Source organism: Pedobacter cryoconitis (assembly GCF_001590605.1).
GTDB lineage: Bacteria > Bacteroidota > Bacteroidia > Sphingobacteriales > Sphingobacteriaceae > Pedobacter > Pedobacter cryoconitis_A.
Genome location: NZ_CP014504.1, coordinates 2,040,305 through 2,060,569 on the forward strand (window position 1 = coordinate 2,040,305; position 20,265 = coordinate 2,060,569).

Annotated in this window: 14 protein-coding genes; 1 reads left to right on the top strand and 13 read right to left on the bottom strand. The window is 39.5% G+C overall.

Annotated elements, in window-relative coordinates; all coding sequences use genetic code 11:
• Positions 1-134 precede the first annotated feature (134 nt).
• Entirely contained in the window at positions 135-296 is a 162-nt protein-coding gene (locus AY601_RS25615; protein WP_157287791.1) for a hypothetical protein, read from the top strand.
• 41 nt (positions 297-337) lie between these two features.
• On the opposite strand, the gene AY601_RS08750 is transcribed toward AY601_RS25615, so the two are convergent.
• From AY601_RS08750 to AY601_RS08830, 13 genes are all read right to left on the bottom strand, one after another.
• Entirely contained in the window at positions 338-973 is a 636-nt protein-coding gene (locus tag AY601_RS08750; protein WP_068399364.1) for a hypothetical protein, read from the bottom strand.
• On the bottom strand, positions 960-2,027 hold the full coding sequence (locus AY601_RS08755; RefSeq protein ID WP_068399367.1) for an RES family NAD+ phosphorylase: 1,068 nt from the start codon (positions 2,025-2,027) through the stop codon (positions 960-962). Before AY601_RS08755 ends, AY601_RS08750 begins: the two co-directional genes overlap by 14 nt.
• A 5-nt stretch (positions 2,028-2,032) precedes the next feature.
• Entirely contained in the window at positions 2,033-2,971 is a 939-nt protein-coding gene (locus AY601_RS08760) for a sce7725 family protein (RefSeq protein WP_068399370.1), read from the bottom strand.
• 9 nt (positions 2,972-2,980) lie between these two features.
• Positions 2,981-3,784: a sce7726 family protein gene (locus AY601_RS08765; protein ID WP_198163652.1), complete on the bottom strand. Its 804-nt coding sequence runs from the start codon at positions 3,782-3,784 to the stop codon at positions 2,981-2,983.
• Positions 3,785-5,437: 1,653 nt separating this feature from the next.
• On the bottom strand, positions 5,438-8,215 hold the full coding sequence (locus tag AY601_RS08780; RefSeq protein ID WP_068399384.1) for a P-loop NTPase fold protein: 2,778 nt from the start codon (positions 8,213-8,215) through the stop codon (positions 5,438-5,440).
• Between the two features lie 75 nt (positions 8,216-8,290).
• Positions 8,291-8,575: a hypothetical protein gene (locus tag AY601_RS08785; protein ID WP_068399387.1), complete on the bottom strand. Its 285-nt coding sequence runs from the start codon at positions 8,573-8,575 to the stop codon at positions 8,291-8,293.
• Between the two features lie 613 nt (positions 8,576-9,188).
• Positions 9,189-9,647, bottom strand: coding sequence for a hypothetical protein (locus AY601_RS08795; protein ID WP_068399393.1), 459 nt, complete (start codon positions 9,645-9,647; stop codon positions 9,189-9,191).
• Entirely contained in the window at positions 9,647-10,012 is a 366-nt protein-coding gene (locus tag AY601_RS08800) for a hypothetical protein (protein WP_068399396.1), read from the bottom strand. The genes AY601_RS08795 and AY601_RS08800 overlap by 1 nt, the downstream gene beginning before the upstream one ends.
• Positions 10,013-10,597: 585 nt before the next feature.
• Positions 10,598-11,689 carry an MBL fold metallo-hydrolase gene (locus AY601_RS08805; protein WP_157287794.1) on the bottom strand — a complete coding sequence of 364 codons (1,092 nt, stop codon included), beginning with the start codon at positions 11,687-11,689 and terminating at the stop codon, positions 10,598-10,600.
• 1 nt (position 11,690) lies between these two features.
• Positions 11,691-16,430 (bottom strand): AVAST type 2 anti-phage system protein Avs2, encoded by a 4,740-nt coding sequence (gene avs2 / locus AY601_RS08810; protein ID WP_068399402.1) that lies wholly within the window; start codon positions 16,428-16,430, stop codon positions 11,691-11,693.
• Positions 16,431-17,547: 1,117 nt separating this feature from the next.
• Complete coding sequence (locus AY601_RS08820; RefSeq protein ID WP_068399408.1) at positions 17,548-18,726, bottom strand: hypothetical protein; 1,179 nt, start codon at positions 18,724-18,726, stop codon at positions 17,548-17,550.
• A gap of 14 nt (positions 18,727-18,740) precedes the next feature.
• Positions 18,741-19,664, bottom strand: a complete 924-nt coding sequence (locus AY601_RS08825) for a hypothetical protein (protein ID WP_068399411.1) — start codon at positions 19,662-19,664, stop codon at positions 18,741-18,743.
• Between the two features lie 75 nt (positions 19,665-19,739).
• Complete coding sequence (locus AY601_RS08830) at positions 19,740-20,210, bottom strand: hypothetical protein (RefSeq protein WP_068399414.1); 471 nt, start codon at positions 20,208-20,210, stop codon at positions 19,740-19,742.
• Between the last annotated feature and the right edge of the window lie 55 nt (positions 20,211-20,265).

Here is a 20,265-nt window from a genome sequence, read left to right on the forward strand (position 1 = left end):
GAAAATTAAACGACTTGATTAAAATCAATTCCTACGTTTATCTAGAGATTAAAAAGTTTAATTTGGGTATACCTTAAAAATGCTCTCCATATTCTAAAATATCTGTTGATCATATTGTGGCCCAAATCACAACGATGAGATATTCCATCCAGCAGAAAAGAACACTTACACTTGAAAAACTGACAGAAATACTTAAAAAAGATCACCGCTGTGTGAAGCCTTTTGAAAATTATTCATTTGCCTCAGCAAGCACGCAGGAGGATTTCACGAATACTAAATCAGTTTTTTTTATATAAATTGGAACAAATAGCTTTTTAGTTTCCATTTTTTTTGATTTTTAATCGTTATTGATTGGGTTCATAAGTATTAGATATATTGGTTTGTAGGCGCCTCCAAAAAAACTCCGCATTGGAGCATTATATCTGACTTCCTCCAAAATTTTCTGAAAAGAAAACCAGTCCATCTTTTTTGCTCGCTTCAGGGTGGTCTGCGCATCTAAATTCAAACTGCCAACAAATAGAGGGTTTTTCAAATCGTCAGGTGAGTCAATATCCAGCTTAACAATAACTTCAGACCCGATTGATGACAATGCAGTCCAATATGTCTTCGAAGATTCAGCTATGTCAACAATAGTATGTATCAATGGAACTCCCGTTAAAACAGGTATTCCTTTTGGGATTAGTATTGTGGATTTTTCAAATAACTCCTGGTTGATCTTGAAGATAATATGCTCATTGTCCTTCGAATTGACCTTCGGTCTTCTTGGATAAAATGAGATGATATTGAATTCTTTTCCTTCAAACCTTTTCCCTGTCAACTGCCCACCTTCCCTCGTTATCCAATAATAGAACGGAATAACAATGGCATAATGCTCCTTCAAAATGTTTATAAGCTTAGGCAACAGCAGGTATTCCACTGTCCTCTCGTTCATAAAGCTTACATATCCCTTTGTATTAAAATCAATCCCAGTCATATTCCAAACTTTTAACAATATGATGAGTAGCCTCTATACAATTCAATCTCGTGTCATCAAATATTGCAAGATTAAACCCTCCAAAATTCATAGCACTTCTATATTCTACTGCATGAAATCCTAATGATTTTATAAACTCGCAGAGAAATTGGGTTGGTAAATAGTCCAGATGTACGTCTTGCTTTCTCACGGGCCTGGAAAGCTCACTTTCCAACCTTTGAAGATATGGTCGAAATTTAATGAATTCCTCTAAAGAAAAGCCTCTGTCCATGACCTCAAAAGGGCCGAAATCAGCTATATTCTTTAACGAAACAAGACTAATAGGTTCTGTAAGGACAAACTTGCCTATGGATATCCCTTCGTGCAATGCTACTCTAGTTTCATAAAGGGTAGTCTTGGCCGTATCAGACACATATAGGTATGGAATACCAACCGGATTTGCACGACCAGGCGTAGCACTTTTCTGAGGGGGCTTACCCAATTCTTCTACATGTAGAAGTTCATCTGATATTCTAGCACGATAAAATTCCTGACCAACAGGATAGGTAATCGCTAGTCTTTCAAATATCGATTGCAATTCGTCTGTATCAATTTTTTCGCTTAAGAAAAACCTATTTTTTTCCTTGATCTCCTTGGAAAAAGACTCCCATCTAATGCCAAAATCAGTTGTTGGATCATCATCAGATACAAGAGCTAAAAACTCAACTGGCTTTTCTAGATATTCTTCTGAAAAAAAAATCCCTTTCTGACCTATCTGATTTAGAAGGAGTTTTATTTCTTTGCTTTTAAGTACTTGTAAATCAAAAAGCTTGTTCCAATAAGCAGACATATGTTCATGCAGTCGATAGGTTTGGCCATTTTCAAGAGATCTACTTGGCTTGTTGGAGGTGGTATACAAAGCAAAAAGTTCATCAAAATCTGCTTCGAGTTCCTCGCATTTAACCAAAGCCACGTTCTTAGTCTCACAGAAATCACAAGTGCCAACAAAAGTTGAGATTGCCACAATCCTGTTTTTCAATCCTTGATCTGAAAAACAATTTACGCAACAATTCATACTGTCTAATGTAAAAGGGTTTGCACAAGCTCGATATGGTGCATTATTGATAGCTTTTTTATAATCCCAAGACCAGGAAATGCTCCTCTATCAAAATAATCCCTAAACTGCATGACAGCAAGAGAATTAATGTTATTTATGTCTACAAAATCGATTAGTTTAGAAAGAGCTTCGTAGAATTTTCCGGCAGTATCACTTGCATCTTGGTTGCTATCGGAAATAAAGCGTCTGATCCTGATATCTTCACTGCCGGGATCCTTGTAAGTCAAATGTATAACTACAGCATACGGCAGCATACCACCTAAGATATAATCCGCTCCTATTGTTAAGTAATCTGAAAATGCAGTAAATCCTTCATTGATATAATGGAAATAATCATTTGAAAAAAACTCATCCTCAAAATCTTCATAATCGACATTTCGTTTTTGCTTAACAAACGGATCGCTAATAAACCCGATACTTCCAGCGGGAAATCCTCTCCGCATTGAAATTACATGATTAACGTGCACGATATTGTGGACAAGGTTTGTGGAGTTTGCTATCTGTTTCAATTCAACGCTGCTAGCAATCTGATTTAGATGTACCAGACTATAACCATCGTCAAGAAAATTAGTCGCCTGAGCTTTTTTTAGCAGTTGGAAATCTCTTTCTGTCGATATTAAGAAAGTAGGATTGACATTGCTAATACCTTCGGTCTTCAGTTTCTTTATGAAATCCACGATTGGTTGTGGTACCTTGCTGAGGTCCCCATGTTCCGGATTCACGATGAGCTGTACATCCACTTGTGTCCGAGATAATGATTTTATTGCTGTCTCTACAGTTTTAAGATCTTTTTTTACCGGCTCTATAATTGGCGAAATCGTATTGGCATTAATGGGCAGTTCGTTTAGTTCCCTGAGAGCGAGAAGTTCAAATTGCTTGCCCCTTAAAAAGGGTAAGTACATAACATTAATTTAGATAAAACAATTTAATCTTTTGGTTAATGCAATATAGTGATTTTGATCGAGATCTGCGTTATAACAACAAAATTTCAGATACGAGGGGATTGCCTCGTCTAAGGTAATTTCATTGCTTTCTTTACAGATACGCTGTTTGATTATCTTTAGGAATTCGATATGAACCGTTTGGACAGGAAATGATTTTGCTATTCTACAGCATTCAGTAAACATGTGAACGGGTTTGGCTATTGGTATTGAACCGTTAAGATTTCTTACAAGATTAAGATATTCGTCTTTTCGAAGCGACTTAAGCATTATTGTTGAGTCGAGTCTTGAATGGTCAGGTGTTGCCGTATATATTGTGTCTATATTCCCATTCTCCGAGAACACCATAATGCCAACATGTCGATCTACTCGACCCAAATATTTTGCAAGCATAGAATGATGCACCACTAAGTAAACTTCAGTAAAAGCTTTGAAATAATCATTCACTTGATTTTGAAGGCGTTCTGGAGTATCAAGTTCTGTCTTGATTTCAAAAACTTTGTTTGTACCGTTAACAACAATCACATCAGCCTTAGAAGTTCCAATCTTAAATTCATTGAGCAAAATAGTTTCAGCCAATGAATGCTCCCTCAAAACATAAGAATTTAAAATTGCAGTCTTGTAGATATATTCGTGACGATAATGAGCTAGGAGTTGTTGATACCCCAAAGAAAGCATTTCTGAAAAACTGGCCCTGCCTTGAACAGTAACACCGTTTTTATTCAAAAGTTTTTTTAATTGTCTGCCATATACTTTGGAAGTATCATTATCCATCAATCTTTGAAGGCCCGCATTCGAGATCAACTTGGACAAGGCATTCAAGTTTGACAATGAAATAGTGCTTACGTTAGACATCTTACAAAGATAACAACTGTTTAATATAATTGAAATATTTTAATTGACCAATTTGTTATTTTTTACTGAAATCGTACCGATCTCTTACAGCATTCTCCCTTTTGTAACGAGTTGTATCCGATTCATTAACCTACCAATCCTAAGGTGACTGATTTACGCCTCCTGTTTTTTGACAGAGTTAAATATGCGTTTGTACGGATTTCACGTCTGTATAATAAATGTTAGCCTAAAACTTTGATTTTACTGAAAATACTTCTAAATTTATTTTATAGCATTTGCAGCTACAAAAAGAAACAAGACTGGTGAGTGATTCGGTGAGTCGCCAATTACAAACCCCTCCGAAACCATATTAAAGCGGGATTTTAACTCTGGGTACAATTCCCCCACTCTCCGCCAAACAAAAAATGTCATTGAGCGAAGCGAAAAGCATTTTTGGTTGAAGCCTCCCCCAAAAGGGATCAGCGAGAGTAACGAGCTAATCCACATTTGAGAAAGACCTTTGGAAAAAGCATCCCACCCTGCGAACGGAGCGATAAAAACACCAGACATATTAGTAATACTATCTCTATTACAACAAGAATTTCATTAAACTCAGGACTCATTGATTCATGAAATGTATAGCGTGTTCGAATCTCTTTTCCCCCCGCTGAATGGGATTCCATTAAAACGAAATGAGGCTGCTCCTGAAAAGCAGCCTCATTTCGTTTAATAATCATCTAATAAAATTAAATTCAGTTTTCCTAAGTGTTCAAAGTATCTTTTGATTAGATAGGGTATTAGGTTAGAACACCCTGTTTTAAAGTGAATATAGGTCATGACAAGACTAAAAATTCATACACCCATTGATCAACCAATTTGCCTAATTCTTATTATGCGAAAGACAGTTGCGGTTTTTTAAATTATGCTCCATAAAAACCCCAAGTGGCATCCACAAACTTACTCCTGCAAAGTATTTCTAGATAAATAAAGTTAAAGTGTTATGCAAAGAAGCAATTAATCACAGATATTGGTCATAATAGCTCCCCCGCAATTTAATATAATTATTTCCTATCATGTTTAAATGTATTATTGGAATAATGTGTGATATAATAGTATTCTACTGAAAAATACATTCAACATGCAATCATTAATAAACCCAAGACCGTATTTCGGTGGGTGCTGCTATCGGTAGCTTATAGAAAAGCCATACCATGTTTGCAATATTGTGTAATGATTAAAATGTAACAGTTGCATCAATATAAGCATGGTAAGCATTTTAACCTTTTATACTTGATAAATTAAATATCAGAGTCAAACCTTGTTTAAGCGCTCGATCTTTCAAATGGCAAGTTCGAATTGTCCGGTCTGAATAAAAAAATAGTGAATTTGGAAAAAATGCAAAAAGATGGATGGTTTGAGGTTAACTCTGGGTTATAGTATATCTGCCTCCAATACATCTTTATATTTCAGCGTAAAAGTCATTGACCTTGCTGTAGGAACGTTATTGGAAGTCCAAATTGTTCCTCTGTACCATGAGTTTTTTACGGCAATTCACAACGGATTACGTTCACCCTATAGAACCAGGGATGCCAATTAGTATGCGATGACTACAGATAGTATTGTCAACAGCTCCCGGTAATCGTAGCCACTAACCATTGTTTCTGTTAAAAGCTGAACAGTATGCTGGTCACGGGTGTCCGAAAGGGCAGATTCTAAATGCTTACTTAAAATCCCTTCCTCCTCATTTATGGTATACAAAACGATCAGTGTTGATAATATTCTGCTATTCACGTCAGTTTGCCAAACATTTGTTCTCTTTAATTTGCCGTACCGTCTTATCAGCAAATTCTTGGCAATCAGATAGCGGTAATAAAAAATTCTTATCTGTCTTGGAGTTGCCCCTTTGTATTTAGCAACACTAACTCTTAAAATATCGATTTCCTCATCGCTGAGGGATTTTGCGGTTTCAGGCTCAGCGAAAGGAGTCGGACTGGTACTGGTTTCTGTATCCTGTAAGACATCCGAATTCTCTAAATATTCTGTGTGGTAATCGGGTTCATCATAACTGGTGTAGTCTTCATTTTGCATTTGCTCAATCTGATAGTCTAAGGCGTCCTGCAAGTGTTGTGCGGTTCTAGCACTCATCATCTTTGATTCGGCATCCAGAATATCTTGCAGTTTAGAAACCGCTTCTTTTTCACGATCTAGTCTAGTCAATTCCACAAGAAATTCATCAGAATCCAACTTGGATAAGTCACCTAGTTTAAAACCTGCAATGAAAAGTTTGTCTATATATTCATCTGTGATTTTATTAAGTGATTTTGTATGTTCAGCATCTTTTTTTTCAATCGCAATAAGCGAATTATACTTCATCTTGATTGCCAGCTTTAACATTCGTTCGTCTATTGCCGCCACTACTATTATTCGTTTAGCAACTTCTGGATCCTCCAAAAGCATCCTTAATGAATCTATAATTTGGATTATTTTGGCTTCACTACAACGGTCTATATCTTCAACAAAAAGCACAATCTTTCGAACTTTTAGATCGTTTTCGGGTATCCAGGATTTTAGTAAGGTTAATGTCTCCTTCTGGATTTCAGCTTGGACTCCCAGATGTTCTTTAAAAGATTGTTTCACCGCATATTTCAAAAATAGATCTTTCGCCTTTACACTATATTCTTTTTTAATTGTAGTGTAAAGGGCATATAAGGTAACCGAGCCGGTGAAGATAGCACCTAATGAATTAAAGCTAGCCTGCGCTTTGCCTTCTATCAGTCCTAATAACTGTTTTCCTAAGACAAAGCTGAATATTCCTGCCGAGAGAATAGCGATGAATTTGAAAATAGGCCAAACACCCTTTCTCTCAAAATTTAGGCAAATCAGCCTCTTACCACTCACAACCTTCGACCAGAATTTCCATTTGCATTCGGGTTTGAAATAGGCATCAGAAATACATTCATATAAATATGCCCAGGTCGCAGGGGTGTCCTGATATTTCCAGGCATGGAACTCAACTCGGACAAATGTTTTTTTAGCCGCAAGTTTTTTCCATGTGTGCTCTATAAGGAATGTTTTACCACGTCCCCATTTCCCGAATATTCCAATCATTGAACCCTGCTCAGCTGGCATAATTTGAATGATTTCTGCTAGCTCTTCAGCTAAATCGTCAATACCCAAAACCCCTTCAATTTCCTTCTTGTCCCTAAATGAGATGTTTGATTTCTGGAAATATTGTTTAGCTGCTGAACTTTGTATTACAGAATCAGGTTCTGAAGGAATTTCTGCTTTTATGATTGGAATACCACCGAGTACATCAAATAAATCTTTCAGTCCGACAAAATCTAGTACATCCAACTCCTTCTTGCCGGGAAAATGCCTTAGGCCCGGAACTAGCATGCTCTGGAGCAACGAAACCTTTGTCGTTTTACGGAAAATAGCGACAGTTTTTGTGATGTTGAAATGATTTGTGTGGACGTTGGGGCTGACCATACATAAAATATTGGGGTCACCGGGATTGTCTTTATAGGATACCACATTTTGCAGCCTAACTGCTTCATCCATATTATTTGAAATCGTTGATGCATAAGCTCCATTGCCTCTCTGCTCATTTATGATTTTAGCAAATTCTTCAGCGAAAAAGATATTTGGACAATAAACAATCGTTTTACCGCCCTTGATCTCGCCTAACATAATTTTTGCCGCGTTCTCCATATAGCTTTTGGAATTGATGATTGCCTTCTCTGTTACCTCCGGGCTAAATAGACTTATTTCTTGTTTGAGGTCTGAAGGAAGTACAGACATCTGCTTTACCACAAAGGGCTTAAAAAAATAATCATCCTCAATAGCAGTCTTGAGTGTATACTCATAAATTGGAACACCGAACCGCTCATTATTTTCTTCTGCGTGGTCCAAAATTAAAATCTGGATCGCATCTGGATAAATATCAAAGAGTTCATTCAGACTTGAAGAATTTGCTCCGCCACCCATTACAATGATCAAACCGAAGTTTTTCCCACTCGCTTTTAGTGGGGGCTCTACTTTTGATAATCCCAGGAGTGATAAAATGGTGATTTGGGCGTGGTCGGCTGTATCAGGCTTTACAAGTAAATTGATTCCAATGGGAAGGTCATCGAATTTAAATGCAGATGAAAGGTCATACTGTGAATCCTTTGATCTGGTAACCACGAGCACATTACCCGGAGCCTTATTGTGACGGCCCTTTAAATAATCATGTACGATATTTACAGAAACACCGGTTTTTCCGGTTGCTGGCGGCATTACAAAAGCAAAATGCTTTTCGCCTTTTTGTATTGCTTCTAGTGCTTTGAAGACAGCTTGCTTTTGATATGGATGTAAGTTTGAGACGTTCATTTTAGATATTTACTAACTACGAGTATAAATATTTGGCAGGTCAAAGGTGGCGATTAACTGGAATATTTTCTTTTGTTATTCAGAAAAAAGAAAATTTTCAATGCCTTTAGGATTAGCCAGAACCTTATTAGCTGAAACCAGTCTATGAATATGTGATAAAAATTGAATGGCAATTTCGTTGGTCTCTATTATTTCGCCAGCTATGATCTCAATTTTGCGACTTGCCAATTGCCTTTTTTTATCACTATGAACGACAGAACTCCTAAAGTCATTGATTTTTTTACAAAGCGCAAAAATCTGTGAAGCGGAATAGTTTAAAAATGGTTCTTGTTTGACTAGCAACGCAGCGCGGGTAGCCAAGCGATAACCAATCTCCTATTTACTATCTGTAGTAAGAATACTTTCCAGAGTAATTGCAATATCAATAATAGCATCGTCATGCCGTATGTTTAGGCACTCCTTGTTTAATCTATTACTTGCCAGATCAAGGTTAGGAGATACTTTAGCTGCGTGAAGCATGTTTGAATCAAAAAATCTTTTGATGAACTAATAGGTTCTGATGCTTTTTCCCAACCATAGTTTTCAAAATATGCAGGGTAATTTTTTTCGCTTGTGACAAAAGTTTGGGTGATATCCTGAGAACTGGAACCATGATGGAAAGTATTCCTGATTTCATGCAGCAATATATTCATATGGATCTAAGTAATGACTTAACCTTTGATACAAGCTATACTGATCTACTTCGGGAGATATATAATGAACCTGCGATAACCATACCTAAAATCGGTAAACGCCCAACTTTTTAATCAATGGAAATTGCAAAAGAATCTCGTATGAATATCTTATAAATTTAGGCCTATCAGCCTCTGACAAGGATTTGCATTAAGTTAATTACCTCCAGCAGCAGCTGATTAATGACCGTTTCATAGAACGGGCAGATACCCGTAAGTTTAATTGAAAATTTTATAGCGAATTAAAGACCTTTTTTACAAAATTTAAATAAGTTAAATTGCTTGAAATCATCAGGAAGATTATTGTCAATAGTTAGAAGATTTATGTTGTTTTTTATCGATAATCTATTCTGCCCCTTAGGTCTTGCTACAAGATGAAAAAATCGATTATCAAATGAACCAAGTTGTGTTTTATCATAAGAATAAAAACCCTTTTTTGCCATTTTTACAAAATCAGCAAGGTACATATCAACATCGTTGGGATTAAGATCTATTAAATCAACCAAGTTTGGATTAATTTCTATTTCAAATAATGATGGCAGACTCTCCACAAAAATAGAAAATGCATTATTATTAATGTCGTTTTCGGAAATAACCTTTGGAAGCGAACCACCAGCCGATGCTACATGAATATATTTTACTCTATCCTTGAAAAACACATCAATATCTAGTGTTTGTTGTTCAATTATTGAATATGCCATCAATTGAAAGTTTTTTTACAATTTTTACATTTAGGTACAACCTGCATTGTTCTAGGTCTCAGCGCTTTTGAGAAATTAATTTTATAAATTTCGAGAGACGGTCGCTTCTCTAGAATTTTATTAGCAGAATTTACTTCTGCGCAACAACCTAGGGTATTTCCATTTACTATTGTATATAATGTCCCTAGTGATGTTAGCCTATTCCTAAGGGATTTCACTAGTACACCTGGTGAAATTGGTCCGGATTTATCAACTACTTTGATATGAGAAAATTCGGCTCCCACAACTACAGAAGGATATTGGCCCATCCCTCTTAAACTTAAAGCATAATTTTTATTTTTATTTTCTAAAAAAGATGATGTCATATTAAATTGTAAAACATAATATAGTTCTTGAAATTAAGAAAGCTAAATTTAATTATTTACAACCATATAGAAGCCTTTTCAATAAAATCTAGAAAGTATTAAACCAGTTTTCTCCAATATAATAAAAATAGCAAAAAGCGGCTTATTGAAACATATTTATACTCTCTTTTATTTAAAAATTTGACCTAAGCCGAACTCGTGAAAACAACATGCGGCTTTGTAACCCTCCCTTTTCCGAACCGGTTTAGGATGCGAGAATTCAAATTTATATATTAATTTTCGTTTTTATATGGGACAAATTAGCATTTTGAGTAGAGTCGCGGGAGTATGACCGTATTGAAGATATCCAGCACGCGGTATGTAAAATAAAAGCGTTTGAGAAAAAATGGGAATAGCAAAGCTAAGATATACAAATCCAAATAGAGCTATCGCAATTCGTTCCCCATTTTAAAGAAGGGGAACGATTACTATGGAGCTGATCTCAGAATGACTTTTTATGTCTGGTCTAAAAATCTACATTTACTAAATTCCTATATTGATTCTGACTGGTTTAATAGAAACACAATTGCACACATATAATTAACACTAGGCTTCAGAAATGATAATTTTAAAACTTTTTTCATTTCCAAGGTAAAATGTTTTAAAATTCAAATCGTCAAATATTTTGTCTCCATCGACTGAAAATATAGAACGAAGTACACTGTCATCATGTGTAAAATAGAAATTGTACTGCTGTATTTTGGGTTGTTGTCTAGCTTTCAGAATATTGACTAGTGCAGCCTTATTAGGCAGACCATGTGCATTTTCGCCTGTCACTGAAATCACATAGTTGGAACACCGGATCATTCGATATAGAGCCGGACTGTTATTGGCAGCACTACCATGATGGCTAATCTTAACCCAGTCACAAACCAGCGGATTTTTTTCAGAGTAACCTAATGAAATTAGACTTTCAGATACTACGTCCGGATGTGAGTCCGCCAACCAAAGAATTTTGCAATTGGGATAGTCTGTAAGTATACCAATACTACTGCCGTTTTCAATATTATTATCCTCTTTAGTACTTACCTGCAGCAACTCTGCTACCGTTAAGTGGTAATCCCTCATTGGGGAAGCCGTTGCCTCGCTCGTCTGCTGCTCCTCGTTCCATTCCAAAGGTACGCTAGTATGTTTGTATTTTTCTTGCAGCCGTCTCAAGCTTTCCGCTCCCGGAGAAAGCACTTTGATCTTAAGCCCGCTAATTTCAAAAAGCTGACTTCCGCTTACCACAGGGGTAGGACCCCAAGTAGTATGTGCATTTAGATATTCGGTCAATTGATCACCTTGCCGGATACTGGATGGATAGCCGACCAGCTTATTAATCGAATCGCTTACCTTCGGTAATAGTCTTGGAGAGTTGTACCACCACTTTTCTACAATGTCAGGAAGCAGGTTTGCTTTGATCGCATTCACATAACCGATGGCACCGCCAATATGGTCGTCATGGATATGCGAAATGATCCATAAACTTATCCTTTCTCCCCGCGAAGCAATGGCGGAAATCTCGTCACTTAGTACCTGCCTGAAGCTGCGCTCCACACCCGCATCTATAAAAACATGGCAGGGCTTGTGCCGCTCGTCTAGAAAGCTGATCCTTGCCGCATCAGCACAACCACATCTGTAGAAATGAACCTCCATGTTACCAGTTCCTCATCTTCATACTGCCACTGAGGTTTTGTCCTTCAAAACAGTAAACGCCGCTCAACGATTTACGATAATCTTTCAAGTGGTCACCTTTTGCAAAAGAATTCTTCTCCCCCAAGAACACCCAAAAAATCTCCAGTTTGTTCCGCTCCAGATAATTTAAAAAATCAACTTTTCGGATCATGACCCCGTTCACGCTTTTATTGGTCATGATAACTTCGCCGTCCGAATTCACAAAATCTCCATCCATGCGGCCGAAACGCAGATTCATTCCTTCCATAATCATCTTACAGGGCATCTGAAAATAAAAATGAGCGCTGGACTGATCCTGGCTCAATTCACCGACAGCATATTTGTTGGTCAGCACCACCTTACAGCCCGCTTCTTTAAATTCTATCCATTCCTTACTGCCTTTTGCATTTTGTTTACTGATCGGTGACCAATATTGTTCCCTTGCTAACATATCTGTGGTCGCATGATCCTCCGGAAACCTGCGTCCATGAAAGTTCTCATCTTTTAAGGCTGAAACCACCTTTTGCCTATCTTTTTTGCGTACCAGGTAAGCCTGAAACATATACCAGATCTCTCTGCGTTCAGATCGGTAGTTGTCCTGACCGACTTGTTTGGGTTGTTTCCATGTATAACTTAAATTAAGGTGCAACCAGTCCGTCCCGACTGGATCTGTTTTCTGTATACATTTCGCCATATCAGGCAGATCGGCAGTGCTCCTCGCCCAATCGGCAGGTAACCTGTTCCAATATACGTATTTTTCCATGGCCCACCATATCGCTTTATGTTCTTTCAGCCCGAAGTCTTTATCTGGGTATTTCTCTCTTTTATCCCTCAAAATAAAAGAAGGATCAATGTTCCTTAGCATGAATTCCCATGGTCCCTGATAATAGTTTCCCTCATCGTCATTAGCCCAACTTTCCCGAAATTTATAATTGTCAGTGAGCATCGCCAGAAGTTCAAAGAAAGCAATCCATTGATATTTCTTGCCAATCCGGTCTACACGTGTATTGGTACGGTGATCAGTATAGTCATCATGTATTATATCATAATTTCCATGAATTTCCGAATCATAACCCAGTTCAAAAACACGCTGAACAATCCAGCATTTGTAAGGGGTCTTTTTCAGATGATTGGTCGTTCTGCCTTTTATCTTAAGCTCCATGTCCCAGTGAGGAAGTACAGTACTTTCAAGAAAGGTCACCTGTTGCTCATTCATCAGTCCATATAGCTTGTCACGGAATTCTTTATGCCAATGATCAAAGTCATCCCAAAGCTCTTTTGCCTTTTCAGGACCTAAACTGGTAAAAAAATTTTTTTTATGATCTTCAGTGGTATGTACGATATCGTAAAACTTCTTCATGTTGGTCAGTGTCGATTTCCCTCCACGTGGCAGACTTTTTTTGAAAGCTTCCAGCTCTGTTTTAAAGGTAAAGCGGACAGGTACCAGATTCTCTAATGCGCTGTCAATTGTATAGCGCGAAAAATCCCAGGACATTACCGAAAAATGAATTTTGTTATTGGCCCTGCCATACCCTTGCTTGTAATTTTCACCTTCCCGGTCCAGCTCATACTGTTTGATATCTTCCTTAGTCGGTAGCCGATCAGGAAGTTTACTGCGGTAAGGTGGACGTATGAGTCTGATGTCCACTTCCAGAGGCACTTTTTTATAAATTGCATATTCTACGATATTGCGGGCATAATCGCGTAAAAGCAAATGTTCAGGAGGATTGCCACCTGAAAAAATGATTTGATAGGTGTAAGCTGCCAAAGCGGACAAGGTATCCGCATCTTCCGAACGCAGCGCACAACCGTAAGCTACTGCATAAATACGTTCAAGAATATACATGTCGTCAATATCCTGAAAGGCCTTCATTGTAGCCAGCATGGCCTGCGGGTGATCCTGTAACAAGTTAACCAGTGCTTTTGTAGCCTGGTCGCGCAAGCCATGATGCGTAGAGGCCAGTACCCAGCAAAGTGTTTGTCCAACCAGTCTCGCGGTTTCATGATCGGTTTCTTCGGAAATGCCATCCTGCCAAGCCCATTCAATCAAGCGCGTAAGCGGGAAGGCCACATTCTGATCATTAGTTCCATAATACCCTTGCATGTGATCCTGCCAGTAACCATCACGAGTCGCCATGTTGTTTCGGGACATCACCAGATGAAAACGATCACTGTTAAATGGATGACCCTTAACTGCGGTGACTTCCATCACAAAATGAAACCAATTGCCCAAGTCCATATCAAAATGACCGGAATCATTCACCCAGCTGACAATCTTTTCCGCATTGATGCTGCTAATGTCACGCCACTTCAAACTATCTACCACCCATTGATTGAACCAGTTATAAATATTATCTCTTCGTGATTCTTTTTCATCAAATACCCAGCCGAACACTTCGGTCAGTTCCAACCCGAAGGTTTCCGGCATCAGTACAGCCAAAGCTTCTAGTAGACCCTGGTAAGACCAAATCCCATCCTCGGTCAGTTTTCCCAAAGTATTTTCTTTTCTGCCCGCTACCATCACCTCCTCAGCAGATCCATAACCGGAAAGTAATTGACGTGCCACATGGTAGTCGCCGAAGCGCTCAAAGGCGAAATACACCACTTCATACTCCTGTTCATCCCCATATCTTTTGATCATCGAGCGGATCAATACGCTTTCTTCGATCAAATCTTCCAGTAATTGCGGAAATAAGGGGAAATGTTCATTAACAAGCGAATACGCTTCTTCCAGCGTCAAGTGCCGGTAATTTTCTTTTTCAAAGGATCTCAGCGCATACAACTCCAGCGCCTCTCTGATCAGATTGGGACGCATCCCATACGCACTCCGTTTCCGCGTGAAGGTTTCGCTCAACGACTTGGTGTAATACTGGAATATTTTCGTTAAACCCTGGAATCCCTGAGGAAATGTTTTATCTGCTGTGCTTTGGATGCTCCTGCAAATGAGCTGAAGAAAAAGAGGATTACTGTATTCCGGTGCCAGGATTGGAAAATTAGGTTGGTGGATTTTGTAGTGCTGGCAAAATAATTTCAACGCAGCATACTCATTGCCTTTAAAGCCTTCATGCTTTAATATCCGGATTTGGGTATTGTCCTTAACACTAGCAGGGATCACCACATTCCAGTAGGTACTCCTCACGGTCAGTGCCAGACCAATGAATGGATAATCCTTAAAATCGTGGACAAACCCCGCCAACTCATCAAACCACAAATCTTTCCCCGCCCCCTCATTTAACGCATCAATCATGAACAGCACTCGGGATCCAAGCTGTTCACCGATATGGTTCAGCGTAGTCAGCAATTCATTTTTAGAACAACTAAGCTCCAGTTGACCCAAGATATTGGTCCACACGTTCTGGTTTGGCTTAAACAATTGGCCTAGTAATAAAATAGTTGGCAAACGCAGTTGAATCCTGCTTTTAGCCACATCACCTAATAAGTGCGACTTACCTGATCCCGCCTCACCTTTGATTAGTAGTACAGCATTAATAGAAAGCATCAGGTCAAGTTCGTAAAGTCCATTCAAAAGTTCACGATTGGTTTTTTGCATCTGCCGCAAACCTGAAATTTCCGACTGAAAGGGTTCATTATAGTCGTATTTAGCCTGAGATCCTTTCTCGGCGGCCTTTACTTCAGACCGTAACTTGTAAAAATCAATGATGGTTTCCTGTGCTTTCTTATCGAACCCTTCCACCAATACCTCAACATGTTCGGTCTCTATTTTGCCCGTAGGAGTCCAGTCAATACTAGCAAACCAGCTGCGTATCTCTTGATCTATTTCCTGGTATTCCTGATCAATCACTATAAACTGCTGGTGCGCGGCTGTATGATAATGCGATGCGGTCAGGTAACTGTCGATCACTGCGGAAAGCCTTCGCCGAAAATCCAAATCCTTTGCCAAGTCACTGAAACGCATGGCAATTGGCAGTCTGAAATTCATTTCTTCGCTAAATCGGGGGCCCAGGTTGCGAATAGCCTTGTCCACATGCACTTGGAAATATTCACTGCTCAGTCCATGCTCCCCTAAAAACGTAAATTGAATTACCGGAAGAAAAGCATGTTCCAGCATCGCATTCATCACATTCAGGTATTGGCAATAAATCACTTTTCCTGCTTCCAAAAACCTGCTGAATATTCCCAGCAGGTATATACGCCCGTGGTTTACCAGAAAGACACCACTGCCGGAAAATCCATCTACCCTCGAACGTGCAGATTCCGGTGTACTGAAGTCCTGCTGCAAATGGAGCTGGAATTTCCTCACCACCGGCATATCCTGAATCCAGATAGGACTGATTGCCACCAGTTCCTGTCCTAAAGTTGCGCTGGGAAACCCCTTGATGAGAAAATTTTCCGCAGAATTCCGTTCATAAATCGGCTGTATCTCAGCCAAAATGCCTGTAATTGAAAATACGTCGGCTTTGTCCAACACCAGAATGGCCAGATCCAGATCAGCATCTGCCGAAACAAGCTCATAATTAATGGTATGAACCACGCTCTTGTACTGATTTTCAGCCTGACTGTATAGCTCTATTGTGATATCTCGCCTGGATTCTGTAAAATGATCCTTATCTTGATACAGACAGTGCGCTGCGGTCAATACGTACAATTTGTCCTGTAAAGATTTCGCTGTGTATATTATTCCGCTACCTACATAATAACCATGATCAGTATCCTTTAACCTGACGGTATGATTCGTTAATAATTTATCCTGTTCCTTGGTCATTGTCTTTTTTATAAAATGAACCAATCTTTACTTCAAAGTGGTAAGATACATCCCATTTGATTTTGGTATATATAATAAGATCCTATGGATTTGCTATCGTTTCTATATTCGCCGATCAGTTCTTGCCTGAGACCAGCAGCAGCGATACCATAAATAAGCAATATAGAAAGTAATGGTATTTTCATTTTGGCAGGAATTTACATCAAATTGCAAAGTTACGTTTTGGTGCTCTACGTTTATAATAGACTAATATAAGTATTAAAAAACTTCTGATTCAATTAGAGCTTCATAACATCAGTTCAAATAAAATCTCCCACTGCGTGTACTTTACATGGTATGCTAGGCCGAGACTGAAATTTATAACTTGTTACGCATAATAACCTACTCGAAGTCATAAACCGCATCATCCAGCTTTAAACCACTGTATAATTTCAGTTTGTCGATATAATAATCCAACTCACGGGTTAGGTTTGACGCCCCCAGCTTCATTTCCATTTCAGCTTTGATCTGTCATAAGCTCCCAATAACCACATTCATTTTCTCTCTTTGCTTAACAATTTCATCGTAGGTGATTCCCGAATAGGTTTCTGTAAGTATTACCTTTTTGTACTTGGCAAGTTTTTGGCAGCATTCAATTTTGTCCTTCATTTCCCTAACAATTTTGAAACCCGCCAGATTCGCAGTTTTTAACGATGCTTCAAAGTTATCATCCCCAATATCATCTCTGTTAATAGTTATGATTTGTTCTTTTCTGATCCGCGACAAGTTAGGTAGAATAACCTGTAATAACGCATTCGTAAAAACCCTTTTTTATTGGCGGCCTGTGTAATGTAACAGTGCAAGTCTATGCTCATATCGAGTACAGCCCCAATACATTTCCTGTTTTCGTTCTTTATGAAATAGAGCCGATAGCGAGATACATCCCCAAGTTTTTTGAATTCATTTCCTTCCACACAACTCTATACTCAATATTTCCCGCGATAGGATGTGATGCAATAAATGCTTGTGAGTTTTTTCAGTTGAAGTGATCAATGGTCGACTGGATTGTTTTATCTGTCATGTCTATATATTATGTTTAGCGCCCGAATAATCAGAACAAAGGTTTGAAGGAAGCCAATTAGTGAGATTGCGGACGCCAGTCCTTTTTTTCTCCTGGCCAATCCGCAGGTAAACCGAGTATTTCGGCGATTCGGCGGCCTTCCGTAACGGCTATGCCGTCTGGGCCGATGCGGTTCGCATGTAGGCCGAGCGCCTTTAGATATAGCGGGTATTCAGCAAGCGGATGAAAATAGATCCAGTATTTTGCCCATACGAGGTTCGTTGGTGTCAAATTACTGACCAGCACTGCGCTCACCCGAGTATGGATCGCCTTTCCTTTCCAGAAAAAGGAACTCTCTGCAGCAGCAGGTATCGCTCTTTCACCATTTAGGATCGCCGGGATATAATTCCGGTACACATTGCCGAAAAGAGCATCCTCAATATCATATTCATCTACCGGCAGTGCCGTCAACGCATTAATGGCGATCAGGAACGGTGCGGTGATCTTGCCATATTTGGCTGCTTTGCGGCGGAGCGCATCCGCGATGACATGCCCGAAGCCACCTATATGGAAACCTGTGGTGGTGACGCCGATCGCTCTTGCCTTTTTTTCGCGTGTTTGAGGCGGCTTAGGGATAAGTTGCAGTACCAGCCTGAACTTAGGGTCCTCATAGCTGAGCCCCGGCAAATCGCGGAACTCCCGGATCGTTCCTGCCGGCATTGTATCAGGGTCGATCTGATTGATCTCAATTTCCAGCTGTGCCCTGATCTTGGTCAGGGGTGGATAGCTGCTTCCTTTGAAATGCACTTCTACCAGTTTAAGATAAAAACTGGGGCAGTCCATCTGGTTGAGAACATCGTAGAAATAATGAACTGTATTTTGCCTGTTTTCTTCCTTGGCCGATAAGCCGTTCGTATTGATACATTCCAAAAAAAACTCCGCGGCACCGGACACCCGGAAATCACAGCGCTTAGTACTATGCGATAAGATCGGATGAGGCTCAAGGCTGCAACCCAAGGCCGCAAATATAGTGTACAGGGCCAATTCATAAAAAGCCGCATAGAACTCGCTACGAAAGCGCCTCGAAAGTTCTTGACGCTCGGATTCGGGATAAGCTTCCAGCCAGCAGTTAAGCAGTAGCCGTACATTTTCAAAGGCCGGCCCGTCACAGCGGTCGTAAAACACAAACGGGTCTTCAGTATAATGCATCGGCGTGGCGTCCGTGCGGTACTTTTCAACAAATAGTGGTTCAGTCATGGCAGGATAGTTAATTACTGGCAAAATAAACGAATACGGCAATGGTTGTTAAAGAAGTCGCGTGCGACCGACAACAGCACGTAAGCTTCGTTGAGTTGGACAGCATAACCGCTAAACATCGCAGAATAACCAGAATGGCTTGCTTCCCATTGCCGGAAAGTGATCTTCAGTTCCTCGGCTGCGGAGGTCAGGCCGCCGATCACCGGGTCATCAGAACCGTTGGCATGAATAAAGTTTTTCAGCAGTAAGATGATCGGCTCAACGATGCGGGTATAAGACACCTTAGTATCGCCGGGGTGTTCCTTCATCGCAGCACCCCAGTCCCGCCTGATCGCTTCGGCATCCCGGTCCAATTTTAGCCAAGCTTCCCCTCTACTTGCTGCTTGCTGGTGCAGCGCCAGGTTCAGTTCTGAGAACTTGATAAATTTCTCATTCCATTCGTGCAGTAGGTCGCCTGCCGAACTGTAATGCTCCTCATACTTGGCTGTGATCTCTGACTCCTTTTTATCCAGAAACTCTAAGGTGCTGACCATTTGGTACAGGTATTTGTTTTTCAGTTTGTCATCCCCCGAAGCATTTGTGATAAAAGTTTTGATCATAAGCCTTAATTCAACAGACGAAAGTTTTTCCGCGAAGATGTGGTTGAATTTAAAGCCCTGCGCGCCGATATCATTCGCCGTGGTCAGCCTCGCGCTAAGGTCGTCACAAGCCCCGGCTAGCAGTTCAACCGGGCGCTTCAGGTGTGGGATCCAGGCCATAAAAACTGCTTTAAGGTGTCGTGTTTCCCGCCGGCGTTCCGAATTTCCTTTTAGCCAGTTCGCCAGCAAGCCCAGCATAAATACGGTCAAAGTGACTACGGTAGGAATCAAATACTTCAGGATCGCGTCATTATGCAATAAGTCAGGTGCGGAAAAATGAGCAAGAGCAGTGGTTATCATGACAGTTTTTATATTAAATTGTAAATGTGCTTATTTTGTAATCTACAAGTTAACAAAAAAACTAAGCCTATTAAATTACAACCACCCAGGTTGCAGCAAAAGACGTTTCTCCATAATTACTCCGCTTTGAGAAACCGGAAAGTGATAATAATAATCATCAAGAATCATCTCAATAGTTAACCTGGTTCTATGATTTGTGAAATTTATCCAATTCAGCATTGCGTAAAGGCTCTTAGTTGTTTGAAAATCATTCCCTTTGGGTGGTCTTATTTTCTTGATATCAGCAATATTATTAGCAACCCGCTCTTGAAAGTGATTTCTCACATTGCCTGATATTTGTGGAGAATCCAGCAACCTGACAATTGTTTGTGCAAAGAATTCAATACTCTTCATTTCCGATACTTTAAGCCCAGACAAGTCACTGCTTCCTAATATCCGAAGTACCGTTTCATGAAAAACACATATATCATTGTAATTGTATTTAGCATTGATTGAATCAATTGCTTTTAGCTCATTAACAGAGCCCGGCTTATTTAACTTTTTCATACTCGTTTTGATTTTAAAATTTAAATGAATCTTTAAAAATTGAGCATCGCTGATT

Bases quoted from the DNA above. Each gene is read 5' to 3' on its own strand.
- AY601_RS25615 (WP_157287791.1), top strand. From the start codon at position 135: ATGAGATATTCCATCCAGCAGAAAAGAACACTTACACTTGAAAAACTG.
- AY601_RS08750 (WP_068399364.1), bottom strand. From the start codon at position 973: ATGACTGGGATTGATTTTAATACAAAGGGATATGTAAGCTTTATGAAC.
- AY601_RS08755 (WP_068399367.1), bottom strand. From the start codon at position 2,027: ATGAATTGTTGCGTAAATTGTTTTTCAGATCAAGGATTGAAAAACAGG.
- AY601_RS08760 (WP_068399370.1), bottom strand. From the start codon at position 2,971: ATGTACTTACCCTTTTTAAGGGGCAAGCAATTTGAACTTCTCGCTCTC.
- AY601_RS08765 (WP_198163652.1), bottom strand. From the start codon at position 3,784: ATGGATAATGATACTTCCAAAGTATATGGCAGACAATTAAAAAAACTT.
- AY601_RS08780 (WP_068399384.1), bottom strand. From the start codon at position 8,215: ATGAACGTCTCAAACTTACATCCATATCAAAAGCAAGCTGTCTTCAAA.
- AY601_RS08795 (WP_068399393.1), bottom strand. From the start codon at position 9,647: ATGGCATATTCAATAATTGAACAACAAACACTAGATATTGATGTGTTT.
- AY601_RS08800 (WP_068399396.1), bottom strand. From the start codon at position 10,012: ATGACATCATCTTTTTTAGAAAATAAAAATAAAAATTATGCTTTAAGT.
- AY601_RS08805 (WP_157287794.1), bottom strand. From the start codon at position 11,689: ATGGAGGTTCATTTCTACAGATGTGGTTGTGCTGATGCGGCAAGGATC.
- avs2 (WP_068399402.1), bottom strand. From the start codon at position 16,430: ATGACCAAGGAACAGGATAAATTATTAACGAATCATACCGTCAGGTTA.
- AY601_RS08820 (WP_068399408.1), bottom strand. From the start codon at position 18,726: ATGACTGAACCACTATTTGTTGAAAAGTACCGCACGGACGCCACGCCG.
- AY601_RS08825 (WP_068399411.1), bottom strand. From the start codon at position 19,664: ATGATAACCACTGCTCTTGCTCATTTTTCCGCACCTGACTTATTGCAT.
- AY601_RS08830 (WP_068399414.1), bottom strand. From the start codon at position 20,210: ATGAAAAAGTTAAATAAGCCGGGCTCTGTTAATGAGCTAAAAGCAATT.